The following is a 24005-nucleotide window of genomic DNA, read 5'->3' as shown; positions in this document are numbered from 1 at the left end:
TCGCCAACCGCCAATGTGCACCTCACTTGCACAGGGACAAGGCTTACCCATGCGTCGACTATTTTTGTTGTTTGTTCTCTTGATCTCGGGTTTGGCCCAGGCAGGGACTAATCCGTTTGAAACCCAACCTGAATTCCTGCCGGTGGACAAGGCGTTCGTCCTCACTTCCGAGCGCCTTGAATCAGGGGAAACACAGCTCTATTGGCAAATCAACGATGGCTACTACCTCTATCAAAAACGCTTGAAATTTGATGGGCTGCCTGCGGATCAACAGCCTTTGTTACCGGAAGGTGAATCCCACAGCGATGAGTTCTTCGGAGAACAGCAGGTCTACCGTCAAGGCCTCGAACTGAAAATCCCCGCGGGCGCCAGCGGTCAGATCAAGGTCGGCTTCCAGGGCTGTGCCGATGCCGGCCTGTGTTATCCGCCACAAACCCAAGTCGTGGATCTGGGCGGGCAATCCCTGACGGGCACGGCAGACGAAGCGCCGGACCAGGCCTTGGCCAGCAATCTGCAGCAACGAGCGCTGGGCTGGAGCCTGTTGGTGTTCTTCGGTCTGGGCTTGCTGCTGGCGTTCACCCCGTGTTCGCTACCGATGCTGCCCATTCTGGCGGGGCTGATCGTCGGCAGCGGCGCTACGCCCAGGCGCGGCGTGGCCCTCGCCAGCAGCTATGTGGTGAGCATGGCGCTGGTGTATGCGGCAATGGGTGTGTTGGCTGCATCTTTAGGGGCAAACCTGCAAGCCTGGTTGCAGAACCCTTGGCTGCTAGGCACTTTCGCGGCGATCTTCGTGCTGCTGGCGTTACCGATGTTCGGCTTCTTCGAACTGCAACTGCCGGTTGCCGTGCGGGATCGCCTGGAAAACGTCTCGCGCAATCAGCGCGGTGGCAGCCTGGTCGGCGCTGGAGCGCTAGGCGCGTTGTCCGGCCTGCTGGTCGGCCCGTGCATGACCGCGCCGCTGGCCGGCGCGCTGCTCTACATAGCACAGAGCGGCAACGCACTGCACGGCGGGTTGATCCTGTTTGCCATGGGCATCGGCATCGGTGTGCCGTTGTTGCTGCTGGTGACGGTTGGCAATCGCTTCCTGCCCAAGCCTGGCGCCTGGATGAATCTGCTCAAAGGCATCTTCGGCTTCCTGTTTCTTGCCACGGCGTTGCTGATGCTGCGCCCGGTGCTGGATGAATCGCTGTGGGTCGGCTTGTGTGGTGCATTGCTGCTGGTCGCGGCCTATAGCGCGTGGAAGCAGTCGGATGGGTTTGGACGCATCGCTCATTTGTTCGGAGCCAGCTCGCTCCTGCTGGGTTTATGGGGCAGCCTATTGCTGATCGGCGCGGCGGCGGGCAGTGATGATCTGTTCAAGCCGTTGAAAGTCTTCCGCGCTTCCGGCTCGGCCGTCGCCGCTGTGCCAAGCGGCCACGACGCCTTTACCACGATCAAGGACCCTGTGGTCCTGCAACGGGAACTCGATGCGGCGCAAGCGCAGGGCCAGTGGGTGCTTCTGGACTACTATGCCGACTGGTGCGTGTCGTGCAAGGTCATGGAAAAACAGGTGTTCGGCAAGGCGAAAGTGCTGGAAGCCCTTAGCGACGTGCGCTTGCTCCGACTGGATGTCACCGCCGACAATGCCGCCAGCCGCGAACTGCTCGGCCGTTACAAAGTGCCGGGGCCACCAAGCTTGCTGTGGATCGGCACCGACGGTATCGAACGACGCAGCCAGCGCATCACCGGCGAGGTCGATGCCGACACTTTCCTGCAACGCTGGACCACCACCCGAGACGCCCGTTAATGCTGACTTTTACCCTCGGCACCTTTGCCATCGCGCTTAACCATCTGCTGCTGATCAGTGCCTTGGTGTTGGCAACATTCGTCGGCTGGCGGGTGGCCAAGCGTGGTGGCGAGAATCCCGAGTCAGTGCTGTTCGGCCTGTTCCTGATCGGCATGCTCGCGGCGCGAATCGGTTTTGTCGCCGTTTACTGGACGCACTATCGCAGCGACCCCTGGCAAGTCATCGACCTGCGCGACGGCGGTTTCCTCGCCTGGCCTGGGGTCATCGCACTGGTGCTCGCCACACTATACCGTGGCTGGCGTCGCCCGGGACTGCGTCGTCCCTTGGGCTTCGGCGTGGCCAGCGGCCTGGCATTCTGGTTGCTGGCGACCTTTTCGCTGACCATTTTTGAACAGGGCACGCGCCTTCCGGACATCACCCTGCGCAATTCCGCCGGTGAAACCGTGCAATTGGCGGACTACAAGGGTGGCCCGTTGGTGATCAATCTCTGGGCTACCTGGTGCCCGCCCTGCCGCCGGGAAATGCCGGTGCTGGAGCACGCACAGCAACAGCGCCCCGACCTGACCTTCCTGTTCGTAAACCAGGCCGAAAGCATGCAAAGCGTCAGCACGTTCCTGGAAACCCAAGGCCTGAGCCTGTCCAATGTGCTGTTCGACGGCGGCGGTCGCCTGGGCCAGGCCGTCGGCTCCATGGCATTGCCAACTACGCTGTTCTATAGCCCCGAAGGCCGCCTGTTGGGCAGTCATCTGGGTGAACTGTCACAAGCCAGCCTGGCTCGCGCGCTGGAAAACTTCGATTCCGTTCCTGCCACTTCTTCAAGGAAACTGCCATGTCCCGCCTCCGCCACCTGCTGACCCTGAGCCTGGGTGCCGCCCTCCTGCACCTGCCATCGGTGCAGGCCGAAGAGTTGCCCGAGGCGATCAAGAAGATCGAAGCCAAGGGTGCGAAAATCGTTGGTCAATTCGACGCCCCCGACGGCTTGCGCGGCTACGCGGCGCAATACCAGAACCGCGGCATGGCGCTGTACCTAACGCCCGATGGCAAGCACGTTTTGCTCGGCAATCTGTACGACGCCGAAGGCAACGACCTGAGCAGCGCACCGCTGCAGAAACTGGTGTACGCGCCAATGTCCAAGGAAGTCTGGGGCAAGATGGAGGCAAGCAACTGGATTGCCGACGGCAAGAAGGATGCACCTCGGATCGTCTACATGTTCAGTGACCCTAACTGCCCATACTGCAGCATGTTCTGGGAACAGGCGCGGCCATGGGTCAAGGCTGGCAAGGTGCAGTTGCGGCACATCATGGTCGGAATCATTCGTGAGGACAGCCCGGGCAAATCCGCCGCCCTACTCGCTGCCAAAGACCCGCAAAAAGCCCTGTACGACCACGAAGCCGCTGGCAAGGGCAGCACGCTCAAGGCCTTGAAGGATGTTCCGCCAGCGATCCAGGCGAAGCTCGCCGCCAACATGCAATTGATGGAAGAGCTGGAGTTGTCTGCCACCCCAGCGATTTTCTACATGGACAGCAAGGGTGAACTGCAACAGCAACAAGGCGCGCCGTCGCCGGATAAGTTGGTGAAGATACTCGGACCCAAATAATGGAATCGAACGCAATGGCGCACACCGGCCATTGCGACCGCTCAGATCCGCGTGCAGATTCAACTCCTGGGGCCCTGCCCTTTGCTCACAACTAACGCTTCTAATTGCGATTTTTTTACGCTATGAATGCACGTGAGCCAAGAGAACTGGATAGTCCGTAAGACATCCACAAACAATTAACAACAAGCAAATTCCGCACCACAAAAACACACCAAACACTAATACATCTGCTAGTTTACTTACCTAAGCACAGGTGAGATAAGTTGTTTCGCATTAAAAAAATGATTTAAAACCGCCAAGAAACGTTCATAACCATACAGACAATAAATGATTGAAACTTCAGGATGGAAAAATCATGAACATCAAAACCGAAACCAGAAACAACAACGAAGCTCCGATAATTGAAAACCTCAGCATTACGTGGAACTCCATCAGCCTGAGTATAACGCCAAATCCGTTTTATCCTGTAACCACCATAACCGAGAATGGCACAGGTAAAGAGTGGTATCGCGGAAACGGAGGTAACGTTACCATTAATAATCTAACAAGAAACAGAATGTACTCCTGGGAGGTAGTCGGGCTAGACCCTATTATTGGCCAGACAAAGTCATTTATGCTGAATTTTTCTACGCTCGACAGAAAAAAACCAACACCTGTGGACTACTGGGATTATTATGATCTTAAACCCAGTAGCGTTTCATTTTTTTGGCACGGCGGCACAGTAGACGGCGGAACTGCTAAATATGAAATAAAACGAGATGCCGTACTACTCGACACACCCCTCAGGCCCCCCTACATCGACACCACTCCAGCAGAAGGGCGTAATCACACTTACTGCATTCGCACCTTTGATGACGAGCTTAGTTTTTCCGACCCTGTGTGCGTAGAAGTATATTTTGAAGACCTCACCAAACCAACCGACCCCACTAATTTAGTAACAAGCTCCCTTGCCCTGACATTAAGCTGGGAGGAGTCTTACGACAGCTCCGGTACAATTCGTTATCTAATCGATCAAGGTATTGGCAACGATCTGGGGACCACGGTCGAAACCCAGTTTGCTGTTGATCACCTGGAAGCAGATAAGCGATATGAGTTCGGTGTGACAGCAGAGGACCCAACGGGTCATAAGTCGAATCGAGTGATGGTGCACTATCCCCCACTGGGCGTTCCTTTCAAAGGAAAACGATAGCCTCTCATCTGTTGATGGCAGGTGCCACGCAATAAAAAAGGCGCTGAGTGGAATATCCACCCAGCGCCCTTTACCGAGATCATGAAGTTCTTAACTCCCCTTTACCTCAACTAGCGTCTTGTTCTGGTCTTCGATCAAATTGTAGCGATAGACGCGACCTGCTTCCTTGTTGAACGTAAAATCATTTCCTGGAATCAGATGAACCTTTTTCGTCGGCCGGCATTTATCGTCGTTCTTCGCTTCACAGTCCTTGAAGGCGTCGATAACCACTACGCTATTGCCATTGTTTTGCACTTGATAGCGAACAGCGCTGTTATCGACTTTTGTATCAAACCGGGTGTTGGCCGGGCGAACAAAAAATACCATGCCATAACCGGCCATCACGTTAAACCCGGCAGACATCTCCTTTTCATAGGATTCGCGTTCACTGTCGGAGACGGCAAATTTATCTTCCTTTTCAGGTACGACTGGCATAAAACGGACCCGAAAATAACGCTCTATGCTCCGGTCACCGGTGTACAGCAGGCGGGTTCCCTGGGTTCCCTTGGCCGGTACGATAAGCCGGGCCGGGCTGGCGACCAGACCATCACGGGTGCTGCCCTCGACCATCTTCAATGGTTCTTCGCGGGAAGCGCCGTTCTTTTGGTAAAAAATCTCCTTGATCTCGACTTTGACAAACGCCGTCGAAGTACCGCCGTTACGAATGCGTTTTAGATAACTACTTTGGTTACCTCCCATAAAGTCGTAGAACGTACCAATTTGCAGGCTGGGACCGGCATAAGCCCCCATACTGAACAACGATGTGCAGAGCAGTGTATAAATAAATTTCATGATATAAAGCCTCGTGCGAGAAACTAGCCTGAGTAAGCCTCGGGCCGTGCTACTGCCGTTAGATGTCCGCGTCAAATTTAATCGTAACGGTTCCGCGATAACTACTGTCACTTACCATATGTTCGACTTCGCTGGCGGGTACCTCAAAGTGCAATAAGCCGGGGTTTCTATTGGGCACCCCCAAAGACTTTATGTGTGGAATACCGGTATCCGCATTCAGTGAACGCCGTTCTACTGTATTCCCCACATCGTCCACCCAAGGACTTGGCAGGCTCACACTAATATCGACCGGCACCTGATGAGTTCCGTTACTGATCTCACATCTATTACCCGCCAAACGCTCACAACCGAGCTCCATCTTGAAGGGCGTGCTAGACAATATGAAAAACCGCAGATCAGCCAATAACTTCTCGTTTTGTCGACCATGATTGATCCAATCCATCCAGCCGCCCTTGGGGGCCAAACTAACCCTGTCGGTGGACATTTCGACCTTGACGTCTTGCTTCACCGCAAGGTTCAAGTCGAACGTCATCATGGATTGGCTCGGATTCAAACTTCCCATGTTGAAGTCGCTCCCTGGGCCGCCTACCGTGTAGTGCACTGAACCCTGATAACCGCCACTTATCAGCCTCTCTGGTCGTACAGCGCGTAACTCATAATGAACGTCGAGCTTCTGCAAAACTAGGCCGGGAATATTGCGATCGGCATCCCTTGGGCATGTATCGACGATTTCATTCGTTGCCCAGAATGCTGAAAAACTGCGTCCGTCATGAGCAGCGTTTTGCTCACTGCCAGCGACTTTAGTGCAATTGCCGGTCTTCTCCGACCACGACGGCGTCCAAAGATAGGCATGAGCCTCAAAATCAGAAAGTCCTGGTTGTCCAACAAGAGTTTGTGCGGTTTCCCCCATGGTATAACGGGTACCCACCCCGCCAATTCGAATTTGGATCTCTGCCGTTTCGCCAGGAATGCTGTTATGGGTAACCGTAAACGTGCGCCATCTTGCGTCAATACCAAAGGGGATTACGTCACTGGTATTGAAAATCCCCGGCCACGTCAGGGTAATGGGAAATTCGTTACTTCGAACTCTCGCGATGTTACATCGCGAACTAAAGCTTGGAATCGAGCAATAGCCGGTAATCGGCGTGTTATTTATAATCACTGCGCTTCCAGGATTACTCGGATCGGGTTTTATTTCTGCGTCCACCACCAATGCATTGGCAGAAGCCGTATAAAATCCACAGAGTGTCGATAACAACACCAGGCGGCTCATTAGCTTGTTCATTTGACTTTCCTGTGTACGCCATGTTCTGGCTGCTATTGTATAAGTGCCTATCAACTGGCTTTCTCAGACTTATAAGCAGCTTCGGCCAAAGTGTCTGGATGACACCGCAGATCGCCTACCATCAGCACATCATTCTCTCGCTGGGAGGTTGGATCGAGCCTGAACTGACATAACAACTGACTGTCGTGCCGCACTTCAAGTGTAGGCGATTTTTCACTAAGTTCCATGGAGAAGAACCCATCGACTTCGCTGACGCCACGACTGGCATGGTTGATAACATGATGGCCTTTCAACGGTTTTCCACTGGCATCCACCAGACGGCCCATCACCGTCACGGTCTTGAGGATACGCACCTGGCGATAATCCACGCCGCCCTATTCAAGTGATAAGTGGTACGCGCAGGGTGAATGGATGCGGCGGGCACGTCTGTGCCGTTGAAATCAAAATTCACCGTGCCGTTCTTGTAGGCCGACACCGGAATGAAATTACGTCCTGGACGTAACGTGGTGCTGGTGCCGGACAAATCGTCGGCGCGCATCTGGATATCATCCACCTCGCTTTCGACATCAATGATCATTCCCGCCTGCCTCGTCGAGGCCTGACCGCTGAGAACAGCCTTTTGGCCACTGACTGCCAGGGTGCTGTCCAAATTCAAACCACCGCTGACATGACCGTTGTAGGAAGAACGTTGTACATGCATGGAGCCGTTGACCTGATCGGTGATGAAATCGGCCGTGCCCGCCAGCCCCGTCCCGTAGACATCACTACTGGCGGTTGCAGAAACACTTTGCAGTACGTGATCCTTGAGGTCCCGACGATAGGAAACCGATGCGTTGGAATCGCGCCCACCGTCACGCGATGTGCGCTGACCGACGCTACCGGACACCTGGTGACCGTCTGAGCCCAGCGCCAGGCGCAGGCTGATATCGACCCCCCTGTTGCGCTGATCAGCCGTGCCAACTGTTCCCGGCCGGTCAAATACCGCCACGCGCCAGTCGGCGTTATGGCCAAACAGCTGTGCATTACGGGTCCAACTCAGGTCGATGCCCAAGCCCTCGGAGTACCCTTCGCTATGGGAGACTTGCGCGCTGACCGAACTCTTGCTGTTCAGGCGCTGGTTTACCGCCAGCGACGTGTTGCTGGTTTGCCCGTTATAGGTATTGCGCTGGCGAATATGGGTCCCGTCCGGCAGCTGTTCGTAAGTATTGCGCGTGTCCAGCCAACTGCGCTGATGGCGCAATACCAGGCTACCACCGTTGTATTGATGCACAGCTTGCAGCTCCATCCCCGTGCCTTGGCCCTTGGTCTGGGAAACGCTGCTATAGAAAGAGGTCCTGTCGCCCGCCGTCCACTCGGCGGAAGTGCCTAACTGCATTTGCTCCTTGACCTGTCGCGCGGACAAGCCCAGGACAACTCGCGGATGCAATAGAAAGTTGAAGGCTGCGCCCGCGGTCAAATCACCATCATCGCGTTCCTGCCAATTGCTGAGCAACTTGCTTTCGCGACCGGCGAAAAGGTTGTAACGCCAGCGATTTTCCGGGTTGTTCCAGTTCCTGGGCTTGTAGATAAGTTCCCGGTTGCTGGAGATCAACTGGCCGTCTTCGATCAGGCGCACTTCCACCTCGTAGATCCCGCCCGGCAACGGACGCGTGTCCAGCGTCTGAAGTCCGCTGGCTACCTGCTGGCTATTGATCAGCACGCCGTTGCGATAAATTTCGACCATCGCTTGGCGATTGGCGGTCACGGAAATCGGATAGAGGCTGGGTTTAGGGTTATCAATTGCCAGGCTGTCAGAACTGCCATACATCATGCCCAACACCGTATCGGGGCCAGAGCCGATGGTGCGCACTGGCCGAGTCAGGCCTTGCGCGCTGGGTGTAAAGTAACCGGCACGAAAGAAGGTGCCTTCCAGTTCCCGCTGGGTATGCAGTTCGTGGACCGCATGCTTGATGCCCGTGTCGGCACCCGACATACGCGAGAGTTGCGCGTTGAAGGTGTTCGTCCAGTTACCCAGGCTCGCGCTCGCTTCCAGGCCATAACGACCGGCCGGGTTCTGCTCTTGTCCACCACTGATGTTCAGTTGATTGCGCACAATCAGGCCGACGCTGCCGCCTTCCGGCTGATCGTGAAACTGGCGAGCTTGCGGATCGCGTTCGGCGTTGGCCGTTACCAGCGACACCGTGGAGTCTTCAAGGCTGTAGTGAACCGTCAGCAATTCCCGAGGGCAGCCGCTTTTGCACGCGCCCAACGCCACGCCCTGGATCAAGAGAGCGGCCCACTCATCGCGCTCGCTGGAAGTCAGGTCACTGTCTCGTGTGTCGGTAAAGTTGATCAGTGTCACCCGCTCGTCACGGCTTAACAGGATCATTGCTTCGCCTAGAAACTGTTGATCAACTTCCACCCGAACTGCCAATGGAACATCAAAAAAGAATTCATGAAAATCTGCAGGCAAGCCTTCAGCCTGTTGAAGCAAACTAACGGACTGGGCCGCTGGCTTGGTTTCACTGGCAAGCGCACCCGCGCAAATAATTAGCGCAAGCGCTCCCGCGATAGGAGTCTTCGGAAACATGGAAGTTTATCTCAAGTTAGCGCTTGCTTGTGCAAGTTAGAGTGCGGCCGACGAAGCGCGTCGACCACACAGATAGCTTATTGATAGCCCGTATTTATTTAACTATTATGGAGCATCAAATGTAACATTGACGTTGCCGCGATAGTTACCTTCAGGGTAGCCGCCACCTGGTTTAACTGCACTAACTTCCATATCCGCATTCATTTCACTTACCGCGGCATCAGCATCAACGACACTCGTCGGGGCACCATCAACCAATGTTACACCGTTGAATTTCACATTCAGATCGATAGTATTGGCGCCCGAAACCATGTTAGTTGGGCCATTAAGGGTTGCCATGATCGCAGGGCCGGTCGTACCACCAGCTGCACTTTTTGCCTTGAACTTAAGGACCATATCTTTCACTTCAGGAGCCGCCGGATCGGAAGCATCCACAATAAAGCGCTGCGGCAGTGTTACAGTGTCGACTGACACAGGCTGAACATAGAAGTCAGCACTTGGAATATCGGCAATCACTTCAATATCATGAGTTTGGGGAGTAGCCAGTGCGGCCGAAGAAGCAAAAGCCATAGCCAGCACGGAAGTAGACATTGCAATTTTCTTGAACATTAATTTCACCTTTAAGCATCAAAATAATAGTGCAAGCTTCAGCCAAGCGACAAAAGTCCACACCGGATTGTTTATCAAGTTGGTTATAATGCAACACTGCATTCAACGGGGCGCATCTTCGCGCTTTCTGAAGGACCGGTATGCCGGATTTTTCTGTACTTCTTGTAGGACTTATCCTGACGCCTGAAGGACCAACCTGTAAGCTACCTCTATATTGCTGGTAGGAATTTTCGTATGGTATAGCTGATCCCAAGCCTGGCACGATTACGGCCAGGAGCGGTCATCCGACGTTTCAAGAACAGCAGGCCCAAGCTACGAGAACCGGTGCCTGGGACAATAGAAAGATCATGGCATGTGCACATAGCAGTGCGGCTGGGACACAACTGACGCTTGAAGAAAATTCTGAGCCTGAGATCAACCCGTCAACTACCACCCGATTGGCCAGTGCTCCACGGAAAAGAGGACTGCGAATAAAAAAAAATCCCGATGCACAGGCATCGGGACTGGGTGAAGCGCATCAAGCCAACTGCGTCAAAAAGTTACTGTTGGTGTTTGAAAGGAAAACCGATCGGTGGGGAACTGTCAAAAGACTCATCCCACTTCAGAATCAAAGTAAGATGCGAAGTTGACAGATTGGCTGGATCAGTGGGCACGGTAAAGTCATCGAAACACACGGTGACAGTAGTTTTCTCGGAAAGATTGAACTGATCATCCATGGTTTGGCCATTATAAGGGCCTCCAAATGAGGCTGCGGCTTTTCCTGATGGCCACAGATCACCAGCGTGGTCGCTGCATCCAACTCACCCAGTCGCTGCAACAGATCATCCCGGCCAAAAGAAAACCCGCCCCATCGGTACGATACTTTCACGCAAACGATCCTCAGGCAAAACTGCCCAGGAAGCACGGAATCAAAGCCCCTCCAGCTCAGCCATCAGATCATTCAACCGCTCCACCTTCTCCTCGGTAATATCGCTTGTCGCCAACCCGTCGATGTACTCGGCCAGCTCCTCTACCGTGTTGCACTCGAACATCGCCCGCAGCGGCACTTCACGCTGCAGGGTTTTCTGCACCCGCGAAGCGATCTGCGTGGCCAGCAACGAATGCCCGCCGAGCTCGAAGAAGTTGTCGCGGATGCCGACTTTTTCGACCTTCAGCACCTCGGCCCAGATAGCCGCCAACGTCTGCTCCAGGTCGTTGCGCGGCGCCTGGTAATCCTGGCTTTGCAACAGGCCGATCTCCAGCGCCGGCAGGGCCTTGCGATCCAGTTTGCCGTTGGCGTTGCGCGGCAGCTTGTCGAGCCACAACCAGTGCAGCGGCACCATGTATTCCGGCAGCTCGGCGCGCAGGCGTTGCTTGATCTGCTCCAGGCAATGAGCAGGATCGAACGTTGAATCCGCCGCCACCAGATAACCCACCAGATGCTTGCCATTGATCCCTTCCTGCACGCCGACTGCCGCGTCGCGCATTTGCGGCTGTTCATGCAGGCGCGCTTCGATTTCACCCAGTTCGATACGGTAGCCGCGGATCTTCACCTGATGGTCGATGCGCCCGACGTATTCCAGCATGCCGTCACTGCGACGGCGGGCCAGGTCGCCGGTGCGATACAGGCGCTCGCCTGGGGCACCAAACGCATTGGGCACAAACACCTGGGCCGTGCGCAGCGGATCGCTGACGTAGCCGCGCCCAACCCCGGTGCCCGCCACGCACAACTCGCCCACCGCACCCAGCGGCACCAGCTGCAGCGCACCATCGAGCAGGTACAGGCGGTTATTGTCGGTCGGCGTACCGATCGGCAAATAGCTGCCGCGGGTGGAGGCCATGTCGACGCGAAAGAACGCCACGTCATCCGAGCATTCCGCCGGGCCATAGGCATTCACCAGCCCGATCTCCGGGTAACGCAGCAGCCATTGATGCGCCAGTTCCGGCGGCATCGCCTCCCCCGTCGGCAACATCCAGCGCAGGCCATCGAGACGCATGCGTTCCTGGACGAGCATGCCCTGGATCAGCGACGGCACGCTCTCCAGCACCGTGATGCCTTGCGCCGAAACATGCGCCAGCAAACCCTGCGGATCGTGGGCAATGCTGTTCGGCACAATGTCCACCCGCGCGCCGAACAACGGCGCGGCGAGGAACTGCCACACGGAAATATCGAAGCTTTGCGAAGCGGTCTGGGCAATCACGTCAGCCTCGCCGAGGCTCAGGTACGGTACCTTGCTCAACTGGTTGTTGAGCATGCCGCGCTGCTCGACCATCACGCCCTTGGGCAAACCGGTGGAGCCGGAGGTGTAGATCACGTAGGCCAGGTTATCCGGCCCGCTGTAGATGCCCGGATTGGCCACCGATACATGGCTCGCCTGTACCTCTTCCCAGACCAGCAACCGAGGCCGACTGGCGCAACCGAATTCATCCAGCAACGCCAGTGCTTGCGCGTGACAGGCTCGAGTGCACACTAGCAACGGCGTGCGACTCAGGTCGATGATGCGACTCAAGCGCTGGCCCGGTAGCCCCGGATCCAGCGGCAGATAACCCGCCCCCGCCTTGAAACTGCCAATGATCATGCCGAGCAAATCGAGGCTGCGTTCGGCCAACAGCGCCACCGGTTGATCCAGCCCGACGCCAGCGGCAACCAGTGCATGGCCGAGGCGGTTACTGCGCTGGTTCAGTTCCAGATAGTTGTAGTGCTGATCCAGACAACTGGCGGCAATACGCAGCGGGTGGGCAGCCACTTGCGCTTCAAACAAGGCAACGTAGCTCTGCTCCAAGGGGTATGCATGTTCGCTCTGGTTGCAGCCGTGGATCAGGAATTCATGTTCCTCAGTGCCCAGCAACGGCAGGTCCGCCATGTCACCATGGAAACCTTCGACCAACGCCAGCAACAGGCGCTTGAACTCGCCAAGCATGCGCTCGACCGTGGATTCATCGAAATAACGCTGGTCATAGGACAGGTGCAAACCCAGGTCATCACCCGGATAGCACACTGCCGTCAGCGGGAAATTTGTGTGGGTGCGGCCCGAATCCGACGTCGCATTCAGGCTTTGCGCACGGTCGAGCACCGAGACTTCCACCGGGGCGTTTTCGAATACGAACAGGCTGTCGAACAGCGGCTGGCCCTTGGGCAGTTCGCTGTTTTCCTGAATGCTCACCAGCGGCAGGTACTCGTACTCACGCAGTTGCATGTTGCTGTCGAGTAAAGCGCTCAGCCATTGGCGCACACTGCAACGCTGATGGTCGTCAGGGATTTTCACCCGCAGTGCGATGCTGTTGATGAACAGGCCGACGGTGCGTTGCATCTCTGGCATCTCGACCGGACGTCCAGCCACCGTGACCCCGAACAGCACGTCGCGATCACCACTCAGCCTGAGCAATACCAGGGCCCATGCCGCCTGGGTAAAGGTGTTGATGGTCAGCTGATGCGCCTGGGCCAGTTCACGCAGCCGTGCACCGTCACGGGCATCGAGGCGGGTGTAGCGGTCGCCGACGATCATGCCGCCGCTGTCGCCGGCATGTTCGCGCAGGAACGGCCGGTCGCTCGGGATCGGCGTGGTCCGTTCGAACCCTTGCAGGTTGGTTTTCCACCATTGCCGCGCTTGGGCCAGGCTCTGGTGTTGCAGCCAGGCGATGTAGTCGCGGTAACGCGGCGCCACGGCCAACTGCGCTTCCCGGCCTTCGCCGAGGGCGGTGTAGATCTCGAAGAAGTCGTTCATCAGCAGGGAGCGGCACCAGGCATCGATCAGGATGTGGTGGTTGCTCATCATGAACCAGTAACGTGCCGCACCCACCCGGATCAGGCGCAAGTGGAACGGTGCCTGGTTGAGCAGGTCGAACCCGGCCTCGCGCTCGGACTTGAGCAGGGCTTGCAGCTTCGGCTCCTGCTCGGCGGCGGCGATCTTGCTCCAGTCCAGATATTCGATCGGCGTGCTGCCCGGTTTGTGGATAACCTGCAGCATGCCTTCGCCGACGTTCCAGCAGAACGAGGCGCGCAAGGCTTCGTGGCGGGCGATAACCGCCTGCCAGGCCTGGACGAAACGCTGCGCATCGAGCTCGCTGTCGATGCGGTAGCGATCCTGCATGTAGTACAGGCCCGTGCCCGGTTCCAACAGGGTGTGCAGCAGCATGCCTTCCTGCATGGGCGTCAGCGGGTAGACGTCTTCGATCAGCGTTGCCGCAATCGGCAGTGCATCCAGTTGCGCCTGGTTTAGTTTCGCCAGCGGGAAGTCTGACGGCGTCAGGCCGCCCGCGTCATCGCGCAGGCAGTGCTCGATCAGGCTGCTCAACTCACACAAGTAAGCATTGGCCAATTCGCTGATGGTCTGGGGCGCATAGCGTTCGGCGCTGAAGGTCCAGCGCAGCACCAGTTCGCCGCCGTAGACCTGACTGTCGACGCTCAATTCATTCGGCAGCGGCGCCTGCGCATCAAAGGCTGCGCCAACCGCTTCATCCAGCGGATGGAACAGTGCATCGGCCGCAAAACTCTGGTCGAACTGCCCCAGGTAGTTGAAGGTAATCGGCGCCGCCGGCAGCTCGGCCATGCGCTGGCGGGTAGGCTCATCGGCCAGATAACGCAGCACGCCATAGCCCAGCCCTTTGTGCGGTACGGCGCGCAATTGCTCCTTGATCGCCTTGATCGAGGCGCCCTGCCCGGCCACCTCCTCGATGTTCACGGGTGTCAGGCGCAGCGGATAAGCGCTGGTGAACCAGCCGACGGTGCGGGTCAGGTCGATGTCGTCGAACAGCGCCTCGCGACCATGGCCTTCAAGTTGAATCAGCGCCGACGTGTGTCCGCTCCATCGGCACAACACACGGGCCAATGCAGTCAGCAGCAGGTCGTTGACCTGGGTGCGATATGCACTCGGTGCCTGTTGCAGCAATTGCCGGGTGCGCTCGCTGTCGAGGCGCACGCTGACGGTTTGCGCATGGCGATGCTGCCGACCACCCTGCGGTCGATCACAGGGCAATTCGGCGCTCGGTCCGGCCAACTGCGCCTGCCACCAGCTCAGTTCTTCACGCAGGGATTCGCTGCCGGCATAGGCCTGCAAGCGGGCGGCCCAGTCCTTGAAGGCACTGGTCTTGGCCGGCATTTGCACCGGCTGTTGTGCGTCAAGTTGGCGATAGACGCTCTGCAGATCTTCCAGCAGCACGCGCCATGAAACGCCGTCGGTTACCAGGTGGTGAATCGCGATGAACAAGCGCTGCTGACCTTCGGGACCGTCGACCAGCAACACCCGCAGCAACGGCCCCTCTTCGAGATCGAGGCTGCGCTGGGCGTCGGCGAACAGGGCGGCGCATTGGTCCATGGACGCGACGCGCACTTGCCACAGCACCGGCACATCGGACATCGCCTGGTGCCGGGCTTGCCACTGACCGCCCACCTGGCGGAAGCGCAAGCGCAACGCATCGTGCTGTTCAATCACCGCCAGCAAAGCTTGCTCCAGGCGATGGGGTTCCAGGGCCTCGCTCGGTTGCAACAGCAACGCCTGGTTCCAGTGTTGGCGCTGGGCAATGGCGGTGTCGAAGAACCAGTGCTGGATCGGCGTCAGGCGCGACTCGCCGCTGAGCAAGCCTTGCTCGGCGGTGACCTGCCCGGTGCGAGCCGCCACGGCGGCGAGGGTCTGCACGGTCTGGTGCTGGAACAGGTCGCGAGGGCTGAAGTGAATGCCCTGCTGGCGCGCGCGGCTGACCACCTGGATCGACAGGATCGAGTCGCCACCAAGCTCAAAGAAGTTATCGTTGCGCCCGACCTGTTTGACGTTCAGCACTTCGCACCAGATCTGCGCCAAGGTCAGCTCCAGCTCGTTGCTGGGCGCCACATACTGCTGACGGTTCAGCTCCGGGTCTGGTGCAGGCAGTGCGCGACGGTCGAGTTTGCCGTTGGCGGTCAGCGGCATGCTCGCCATCAGGATCAGGTGCGTGGGCACCATGTAATCCGGCAGCTGGGACTTGAGGTGCGACTTGAGTGATTCACGCAGTGCGGCTTGATGCGACTCGTCCTGTTCGGCGACGTCGGATACCAGATAGCCAACCAGTTGTTTGCCGCTCGGTGCATCGAGCGCCAACACCACCGCTTCACGTACCGATGGATGTTCCAGCAAACGGCTTTCGATCTCGCCCAGTTCAATGCGGAAACCGCGGATCTTCACTTGATGGTCGATTCGCCCGAGGTATTCCACCAGGCCATCGGCGCGCTGGCGCACCAGGTCGCCGGTACGGTAGATACGCCCGCCGTCGCCGGCAAACGGATCGGCAACAAAGCGTTCCGCCGTCATGCCTGCACGCCGGTGGTAACCCTGGGCCAGGCCGGCACCACCGACGTACAACTCGCCGGTCGCACCCTGTGGCAGCAACGCCAGGTCGGCATCGAGAATGTACGCCACGCGGTCGCCGATCACGCTGCCGATCGGTACGCTGCCGGCGCCTTCTTCCAATGCTTCGGGGGCCAGGCTGGCCAGGGGCATGACCACGGTTTCCGTCGGGCCGTAGGCATTGAAGAACAGGCTCGGCTTGAACGCCGCACGAATCCGCGCCAGGTGTTCGCCGGTCAGCGCTTCGCCACCGGTGATAATCATGCGCACCGGCAAGGTTGCGTTCTGCGTTGCCAGCCACTGCGCCAACTGGCTGCCGTAGCTCGGGGTGAAACCGAGGATATTGATATGGTGGCGACGGATCAGTTCGCAGATCTCTTGCGCGTCCCATTGGCCCTGGGCACGCAGCACAACCTGTGCACCGCTCAGCAGCGGCGCCAACAAGCGCTCGGTGGCGGCGTCGAAGTTGATCGAATAGAAGTGCAACTCGCAGTCGTCCGGGCGCATGCCGAAACGCTCGATCACCGCGCGGCAATGCATGGCGATTTCGCCGTGGGACACCACCACGCCTTTGGGTTTACCGGTGGAACCCGAGGTGTAGATCAAGTAAGCCTGATGTTGCGGCAGGCTGATGTCAGGCAGTTCGCAGACGGGATAATTGGCAAGCGCCGCAGAGTCTTCCTCCAGGCACCAGCGGCCGACGCCCGCGGGCAAATCGCCAAGGGCCTGGAACATCGCCGCGTCACTGAGCAGCAAACCGACGCCGCTGTCTTCGATCATGTAGAGCAAGCGATCCAGCGGGTATTCCGGGTCCAGCGGCACGTAGGCGCCGCCGGCCTTGAGGATCGCCAGCAGGCCGATGACCATCTCCAGCGAACGCTCCAGCGCCAGGCCCACCCGCACCTGCGGGCCCACGCCGCGCTCGCGCAGCATCCAGGCCAGGCGATTGGCGCGGCTGTCGAGTTCGGCGTAGCTCAGGGTGTGCCCGGCAAACGTCAGGGCCGGCGCATCGGGACGCGCCCGGGCCTGTTCGCTGAACAGCTGATGGATGCACTGGTCGAGTCGATGCGCGCCCGGCTCGACGCCCAGGCTGTCGAGCAGCTGTTGTCGTTCACCGATGTCGAGCAACGGCAACTCACTGAGGCGCTGCTGCGGATCGGCAATCAGCGTCTCAAGCAGGTTGCGCCAGTGCGCGGCCATGCGCGCAATGCGCGGCTCGTCGAACAGATCGGTGCTGTAGGTCAGGCAGCAACCGAGGCGATGGTCGAGGTCGGTGACTTCCAGGTTGAGGTCGAACTTGGTCGCGCGGGCATCGTTGGCCAGGTATTGCACGGTCATGCCAGCCAGGCTGCGGCTCTGCTGGAATTCCCAGCGCTGAACGTTGCACATTACCTGGAACAGCGGGTTGTAGGCGGCGCTGCGCGGTGGCTGCAAGGCTTCCACCAGATGATCGAATGGCAGGTCCTGATGGGACTGGCCCTCGATCACGGTGTGGCGAACCTGCTCGAACAACTCGCCGACGGACATCTGCCCATCGAGCTGGCAACGCAGCACCTGGGTGTTGAGGAACGCGCCGATCAGCCCTTCGCTTTCCGGGCGAATGCGGTTGGCCACCGGCGCGCCGATGCGCAGGTCGGTCTGGCCGCTATAGCGATACAGCAGCGTGGCCAGGGCGGCGGTCATGGTCATGAACAGGGTCAAGCCGTTTTGCGCATTGAAGGCACGCACCCGTGCCGCCAGATCGTCGCTCAGGTCGAAACGGTACAACTCGCCCTGGTGGCTTTGTACCGGAGGACGCGGACGGTCGGCCGGCAATTCCAGCAGCGGATGCTCACGGCCCAGTTGTGCGGTCCAGTAGTCGAGCTGGCGCTGGCGTTCACCGGACTCCAGCCATTGGCGCTGCCAGACGCTGTAATCCAGGTACTGCACCGGCAACGGCGCCAGCGGTGATTCGCGTTCCTCGACGAAGGCTTCGTAGAGCACACTGAGTTCCCGGGCAAAGATGTCCATCGCCCAGCCTTCGGTGACGATGTGGTGCAGGGTCAGCACCAGGTAGTGCTCCTGTTCGGCTGTCTTGACCAGGCAGGCGCGCAGCAGCGGGCCGGTTTCCAGATCGAAGGGTTTGTGCGCCTCATCGTCGGCCAGTTGCTGGACTTGCCACTCACGGCCATCGGCATCCAGCGCGGTAAAGTCCTTGCAGTCGATGCGCACTGAGGTTGAGGCATGCACCTGTTGGCGCGCGACGCCATCGACACTGGGGAAAGTGGTGCGCAGGGTTTCGTGACGCATGATCAACGCCTGCAACGCGGCCTCGAAACGCTCGACATCGAGCACCCCGCGCAGGCGCGCCATGCCACCGACGTTGTAGGCCGGGCTGTCCGGTTCCATCTGCCAGAGGAACCACATGCGCTGTTGGGAATAGGACAACGGCACCGCTTGGCTTCGGTCGACCTGGGCGATTGGCGGCTGTTCGTTGGTACGACCGCTGGCCTGGATCAGGCGCACCTGTTCGGCAAAGGCGCCCAGCCCGCTGTTTTCGAACAGGGCGCGCAAAGGCAACTCGACGTCGCAGGCCTGACGCGTGCGGGAGATGATTTGCGTGGCCAGCAGCGAATGGCCGCCAAGGGCGAAGAAGTCATCGCCCAGGCCGACTTGCCCCAGGCCCAGTACTGCACGCCAGATGTCGGCGATTTGCCGTTGCAGTTCGGTCACCGGTTCGACGTGTTCGCGCACCTGCCACTGCGGTTCCGGCAAGGCACGACGGTCGAGTTTACCGCTCGGGCTGAGGGGCATCTCGTCCAGGCGCATCAGCTGTGACGGGACCATGTATTCCGGCAGTTCCGCCGCCAGCACGTTTTTCAGGCGGGTGCTTTGGGCTTCTTCGGATTCAGTAGAGTCGGCGGTGTAGTAACCGATCAACTGGCCGCCGGCGGACGTTTCGCGCACCAGCACCACCGCCTGGGCGACACCTTCTTGCGCCAACAACCGCGCTTCGATTTCTTCCGGCTCGACGCGGAAGCCGCGCAGCTTGACCTGCTGATCGAGACGTCCGAGGTATTCGATCACCCCATCGGTGGTCCAGCGCGCACGGTCACCGGTGCGGTACAGACGCGCGCCCTGCTCGCCCAGTGGATCGACGACAAAACGCTCGGCGGTCATGCCCGGGCGGCCCAGATAACCGCGAGCCAGGCCGATGCCGCTGATGCACAGTTCACCCGGCACGCCGGCCGGCAGGGGATTCAGATCATGGTCGAGTACGCGGCAGATCACGTTGCCCAGCGGCCGGCCAATCGGCGAGCGCTCGCCATCGGCGCTGGAGCAGTGCCAATGGGTCACGTTGATCGCGGTTTCCGTCGGGCCGTAGCGGTTATGCAGTTGCACGGCCGGCAGTTGTGCCAGCGTGCGGTTGCGCAGTTCGGCGGGCAGCGCTTCGCCACCGGAGAACAACCGACGCAGGCTGGTGCATTCGGCGCTGAGCGGTTCGTCGATGAACAACGCCAGCAGCGGCGGCACGAAGTGCAGCGTGGTCACGCCGTAGGCTTGAACCAGCTGCGCGATGCGCTGCGGATCGCGGTGTTCACCCGGCCCGGCCAGCAGCAGCCGGGCCCCAGTAATCAGTGGCCAGAAGCACTCCCACACCGACACGTCGAAACTGATCGGCGCTTTTTGCATCAGCACATCGGTTTCATTCAGGCTGTAGGTGTCCTGCATCCATTGCAGACGTTCGGCGAGGGCCGCTTGGGTGTTGCCGACGCCTTTCGGTTGCCCGGTCGAGCCGGAGGTGTAGATCACGTAGGCCAGGTTGTCGCCGTGCAGGTGCAGGCCCGGCGTGTGGCTTGGCCAGTTTTCCAGGTGCAGGGCGTCCATCGCGATCACGCTGACGCCGTCGCTCGCTGGCAAGCGCTCGAGCAATTGAGTGTGCGTCAGCAGCAACTCGACGCCGCTGTCGCTGAGCATGTAGGCCAGCCGTTCGGCGGGGTAATCCGGATCGAGTGGCACGTAGGCGCCACCGGCCTTGATGATCGCCAGCAGTCCGATCAACAGTTGCGGCGAGCGTTCGCCGGCAATGGCCACGCACACATCCGGACCGACGCCTTTGTCACGCAGGTAGTGGGCCAGACGATTGGCCTGGGTGTGCAGTTCGGCGAAATCGAGGCTGCCGCCGTCCCACAGCAGCGCGGTGCGTTCCGGTGTCTGACGGGCTTGTTGGTTGAGCAGTTCCGGCAGCCACTGGCTGGCGGGTGGGCACGGAGCCACGGCCCATTCGGCTTGCTGATTTATTTCAGTTCCGATCAGCAGTGGCAGATCACCGATGGCGGTTTCAGGTTGTTCACTAATGGCGCGCAACAGGCGGCTGTAGTGCTCAGCCAGGCGTTCGATGGTCGCGGCATCGAACAGCTCGCTGGCGTAGTCGAAGGACAGGCTCAGGCGCCCGTTGCGATCTTCTTCGCTGTGCAACTGCAGGTCGAACTTGGCCTCGCGACTGTGCCACGGCAGTTCCTCGGCAAGCAGCCCGGGTAGGCGTTTCAAGGCGCTGAGATCCCGTTGCTGGTGGTTGAACATGACCTGGAACAGGCCCTGTTCGCGCGCCTGGGGGAAGGCCTCGAGCAGTTGCTCGAACGGCAGATCCTGATGCGCCTGCGCCCCCAAGGCAGCCTGTCGGGTTTGTGCCAACAACTCAACGAATGGCAGGCGCGAATCCACCTCGGCGCGCAGCACCTGGGTATTGATGAAGAAGCCGATCAGGCCTTGGGTTTCCAGGCGTGGGCGGTTGGCATTCGGCACGCCGATGCGGATGTCGCGCTGCCCGCTGTAGCGATGCAACAGGCTCTGAAACGCGGCCAGCAAGAGCATGTACGGCGTGGCTTGATGGGCCTGGGCGGTCTGGCGAATGGCATCGCTCAAGTCCGCCCCCAGGCGCACGGTATGGCGGGCGGCGCTGTGCAACTGTTGCGCCGAGCGCGGGTGGTCGGTGGCCAGGTTCAGGGTTGGATGCTCATCGCCCAACTGCGCCTTCCAATAAGCCAGTTGGCGCTCGCCCTCCCCTTGCGCCAGCCATTGGCGCTGCCAACTGCCGTAGTCGGCGTACTGGGTCGGCAGTGGCGCGAGCGTGGCTTGTTGTCCTTGGGCAGCCGCCGCGTACAGCCGGGAAAATTCGTCGATCAACACATTCATCGACCAGCCGTCAGCGATGATGTGATGCAGCGTCACCAGCAGTTGGTGATCTTCGTCGTCGAGGCGCACCAGCGTTACCCAGAGCAACGGCCCCTTCTCCAGGTCGAACTGAGTGCGCGCTTCGTCCTCGCGGATTTGCCGAGCCTTGGCTTCACGCTCGGCCAGCGGCAGATCGCTGATATCGATGCGTTGCAGATTGAATTCAGCGGCCGTAACGACCTGCTGCAGCGCCACCCCGTCACGCTCGAAGAAACGTGTGCGCAGGGATTCGTGGCGCTCGATCAACTGCTGGAAACTGCCGCGCAGGGCGTCTTCGTCCAGTTCGCCGCGCAGGCGCAAGGCACCGGGAATGTTGTAGGCGCTGCTCTGCGGGTCGAGCTGCCAGGTGATCCACAGGCGATTCTGCGCCAGGGATTGCGGCATGGCCTCGCTACGCGACAGCGCGCTGATCGCGCCTTGGGCGAGGCCACCGTCCTGCTGTTGCCACGCCACCGCGTCGGCGAAGGCACCAAGGGTCGGCGCTTCGAACAGCAGGCGCAGGTTCAGCTCCAGGCCAAGTTGTTCCCGCAGACGCGCCACCACTTGCGTGGCCGCGATGGAGTTGCCGCCCAGCAGGAAGAAGTGATCGTCGGCAGCGACCTGCTGGACCTGCAATTGCTCGCACCAGATCTGGCCGATCAGGCTTTGCAACTCACAGGCGGACTCAACGTTGCCTGTGCTTTCTGTGACCGCCGAAGGGAACAGCGCATAACTGTCGAGGCTGCCTTCGGCCAGGCGATTGCGGCACGCCGAGCGTTGCAGTTTGCCGCTGGAAGTCTTGGGCAAGGCGCCCGGATTGAGCAGCACCACCACGCTCGGCGCTTCCTGGTACGCCTCGGCCACGGCCTGGCGGATAGCCTTGATCAAGGCCTCGGGCGGGAGGATTTTTTGCACACTGCGGCTGATCTCCGCAGCGATGCCGATGCCTTCCTGGCCATCGATATTGACCGCAAAGGCGGCGACGCGCCCCTTGCGCACCACTTCCACTTCACGCTCGACGGTCTGTTCGATGTCTTGTGGATAAAGGTTGTGCCCGCGCACGATCAGCATGTCTTTCAGGCGCCCGGTGATGAACAGCTCACCGTCGCGCGTGAAACCCAGGTCACCGGTGCGCAGCCATTTTTTACCTGCGTGCTGGACGAAGGTCTTGGCCGAGGCTTCGGGGTTGCGCCAGTAACCGTGGGCGATGCTCGGGCCGCTGGCCCAGACTTCGCCGACCGCGTTGTCAGCCAGTTCGTTGAGCGATGCCGGGTCCATGATCAACACCGTGTGATCCGGCTGGCTGACGCCGCAGCTCATGATCGCGCTGCCCTCGCCGGCTTCGGCACGGTTTTGCGCCAGGGCCCGGTCGTCCACTCGCAAATTGCCGATGCCTTGGCCGCGCGGAGTACCGGCGACGAACAGCGTGGCTTCCGCCAGACCGTAGGAGGCCATGAAACTGTCTTCGCTGAAACCGCAGCTGGCGAACTTCTCGGCGAAACGTTCCAGGGTGTCGAGGCGAATCGGTTCCGACCCGGAATAGGCCACGCGCCAGCCGCTCAAGTCGAGGCGTTCCAGGGCCGACTCACTGACCCGTTCACTGCACAGGCGATAGGCAAAATCCGGCCCGCCACTAATGGTGCCGCCGTATTCACTGATCGCTTCCAGCCAGCGCAGCGGCCGGCCGAGGAAGTACGCCGGCGACATCAACACGCACGGCACGCCACTGAAAATCGGCTGCAACAGGCCGCCGATCAGGCCCATGTCGTGATACAGCGGCAACCAGCTGACGATCACGTCGTCGGGGTTCAGGTCGATACCGAAACCGTGGCGGATCAGCAATTCGTTGGCCACCAGGTTGCCGTGGCTGACCTGCACGCCCTTGGGCAATGCGGTGGAACCAGAGGTGTATTGCAGGAAGGCGATGTCAGCGTCTACCAGGGCTGGCGCGACCCAGCGTTCGGCGTGGGCGCTGTCGAGGGTATCGACACACAACAGCGGCGGCGCCCCTTCGATTTGCAGCAGCGAATCGCGCAGGCCGGCACTGGTCAGCAACAGGCGCGGCTCGGCATCGCCGATGATCGACAGCAGCCGCTCCTGATGATGCCGACGCGCCGACTCCGGCGGATAGGCCGGCACCGCGATCACCCCGGCGTACAGGCAACCGAAGAATGCCGCGACGTAATCCGGCCCGCTGGGAAACAACAACACCGCGCGCTCGCCAAAACCGGCCTCGGCCTGCAACGCGCCGGCAATCGTCCGCGCCCGCTGATCCAGCTCGCGATAACTGAGCACCACAGCCTGGTCCCGGGTTTCGGCAAGAAAACGCAAGGCCACCCGATCCGGCGTCAGGGCCGCGCGGCGCTGGAGGGCTTGGACCAGTGTGCTGGGGATTTCGAACGCGTCGGTCATGAGGTTTCCTGCCTGAATTCGGCTTGGTAGGAGCGAGCCTGCTCGCGAAAATCCGGAGAACGCCGCGGGGTGTCAGGCGCCCATCGTCATCATTGACGACCATCGCGAGCGAGCTCGTTCCTACGGGGTGATGAGGGTTGCGCTGTGCAATTTCTTCCTTGAGAACGGATGACGCCTGGAAATAATTAGTCGCCAGGCATGAGCGCCAACCGGGCCGTGGCGCGACAGCGTGTCG

8 protein-coding genes and 2 pseudogenes are annotated in these 24005 nt (G+C 59.6%); 4 read left to right on the top strand and 6 right to left on the bottom strand.

Going from position 1 to position 24005, the window contains the following annotated elements:
- The first annotated feature begins 49 nt into the window (after positions 1–49).
- The 4 genes from dsbD to PG5_RS34750 all read left to right on the top strand — a co-directional run bounded on the left by dsbD (position 50) and on the right by PG5_RS34750 (position 4572).
- Complete coding sequence (gene dsbD, locus PG5_RS04720; RefSeq protein ID WP_020795949.1) at positions 50–1786, top strand: protein-disulfide reductase DsbD; 1737 nt, start codon at positions 50–52, stop codon at positions 1784–1786.
- Complete coding sequence (locus tag PG5_RS04715) at positions 1786–2640, top strand: TlpA disulfide reductase family protein (protein WP_020795948.1); 855 nt, start codon at positions 1786–1788, stop codon at positions 2638–2640. The genes dsbD and PG5_RS04715 overlap by 1 nt, the downstream gene beginning before the upstream one ends.
- Positions 2616–3383: a thiol:disulfide interchange protein DsbG gene (gene dsbG, locus PG5_RS04710; RefSeq protein WP_020795947.1), complete on the top strand. Its 768-nt coding sequence runs from the start codon at positions 2616–2618 to the stop codon at positions 3381–3383. Before PG5_RS04715 ends, dsbG begins: the two co-directional genes overlap by 25 nt.
- Before the next feature lie 355 nt (positions 3384–3738).
- Positions 3739–4572 (top strand): fibronectin type III domain-containing protein, encoded by an 834-nt coding sequence (locus tag PG5_RS34750; protein ID WP_052024672.1) that lies wholly within the window; start codon positions 3739–3741, stop codon positions 4570–4572.
- Between the two features lie 90 nt (positions 4573–4662).
- On the opposite strand, the gene PG5_RS04700 is transcribed toward PG5_RS34750, so the two are convergent.
- The 6 genes and pseudogenes from PG5_RS04700 to PG5_RS04680 all read right to left on the bottom strand — a co-directional run bounded on the left by PG5_RS04700 (position 4663) and on the right by PG5_RS04680 (position 23770).
- Complete coding sequence (locus PG5_RS04700; RefSeq protein WP_020795945.1) at positions 4663–5403, bottom strand: hypothetical protein; 741 nt, start codon at positions 5401–5403, stop codon at positions 4663–4665.
- A 58-nt stretch (positions 5404–5461) separates the two neighbouring features.
- Positions 5462–6688, bottom strand: coding sequence for a hypothetical protein (locus PG5_RS04695; protein WP_020795944.1), 1227 nt, complete (start codon positions 6686–6688; stop codon positions 5462–5464).
- A gap of 50 nt (positions 6689–6738) precedes the next feature.
- A pseudogene (locus PG5_RS04690) lies at positions 6739–9257 on the bottom strand (TcfC E-set like domain-containing protein).
- Positions 9258–9362: 105 nt separating this feature from the next.
- The gene (locus PG5_RS04685) at positions 9363–9866 is read right to left on the bottom strand and encodes a CS1 type fimbrial major subunit (protein ID WP_042955239.1); all 504 of its coding nucleotides are present in this window, start codon (positions 9864–9866) and stop codon (positions 9363–9365) included.
- 718 nt (positions 9867–10584) lie between these two features.
- Positions 10585–10774: pseudogene (locus tag PG5_RS34745) on the bottom strand (alpha/beta hydrolase); the annotation flags it as partial.
- Positions 10775–23770: a non-ribosomal peptide synthetase gene (locus tag PG5_RS04680; protein WP_020795938.1), complete on the bottom strand. Its 12996-nt coding sequence runs from the start codon at positions 23768–23770 to the stop codon at positions 10775–10777.
- Positions 23771–24005: the final 235 nt, after the last annotated feature.

Origin of the sequence: Pseudomonas sp. G5(2012) (assembly GCF_000408945.1) — a bacterium.
Taxonomy (GTDB): Bacteria; Pseudomonadota; Gammaproteobacteria; order Pseudomonadales; family Pseudomonadaceae; genus Aquipseudomonas; species Aquipseudomonas umsongensis.
The sequence above is the reverse complement of the archived record's forward strand: the minus strand, read 5'-3'. Positions and strand labels throughout refer to the sequence as shown.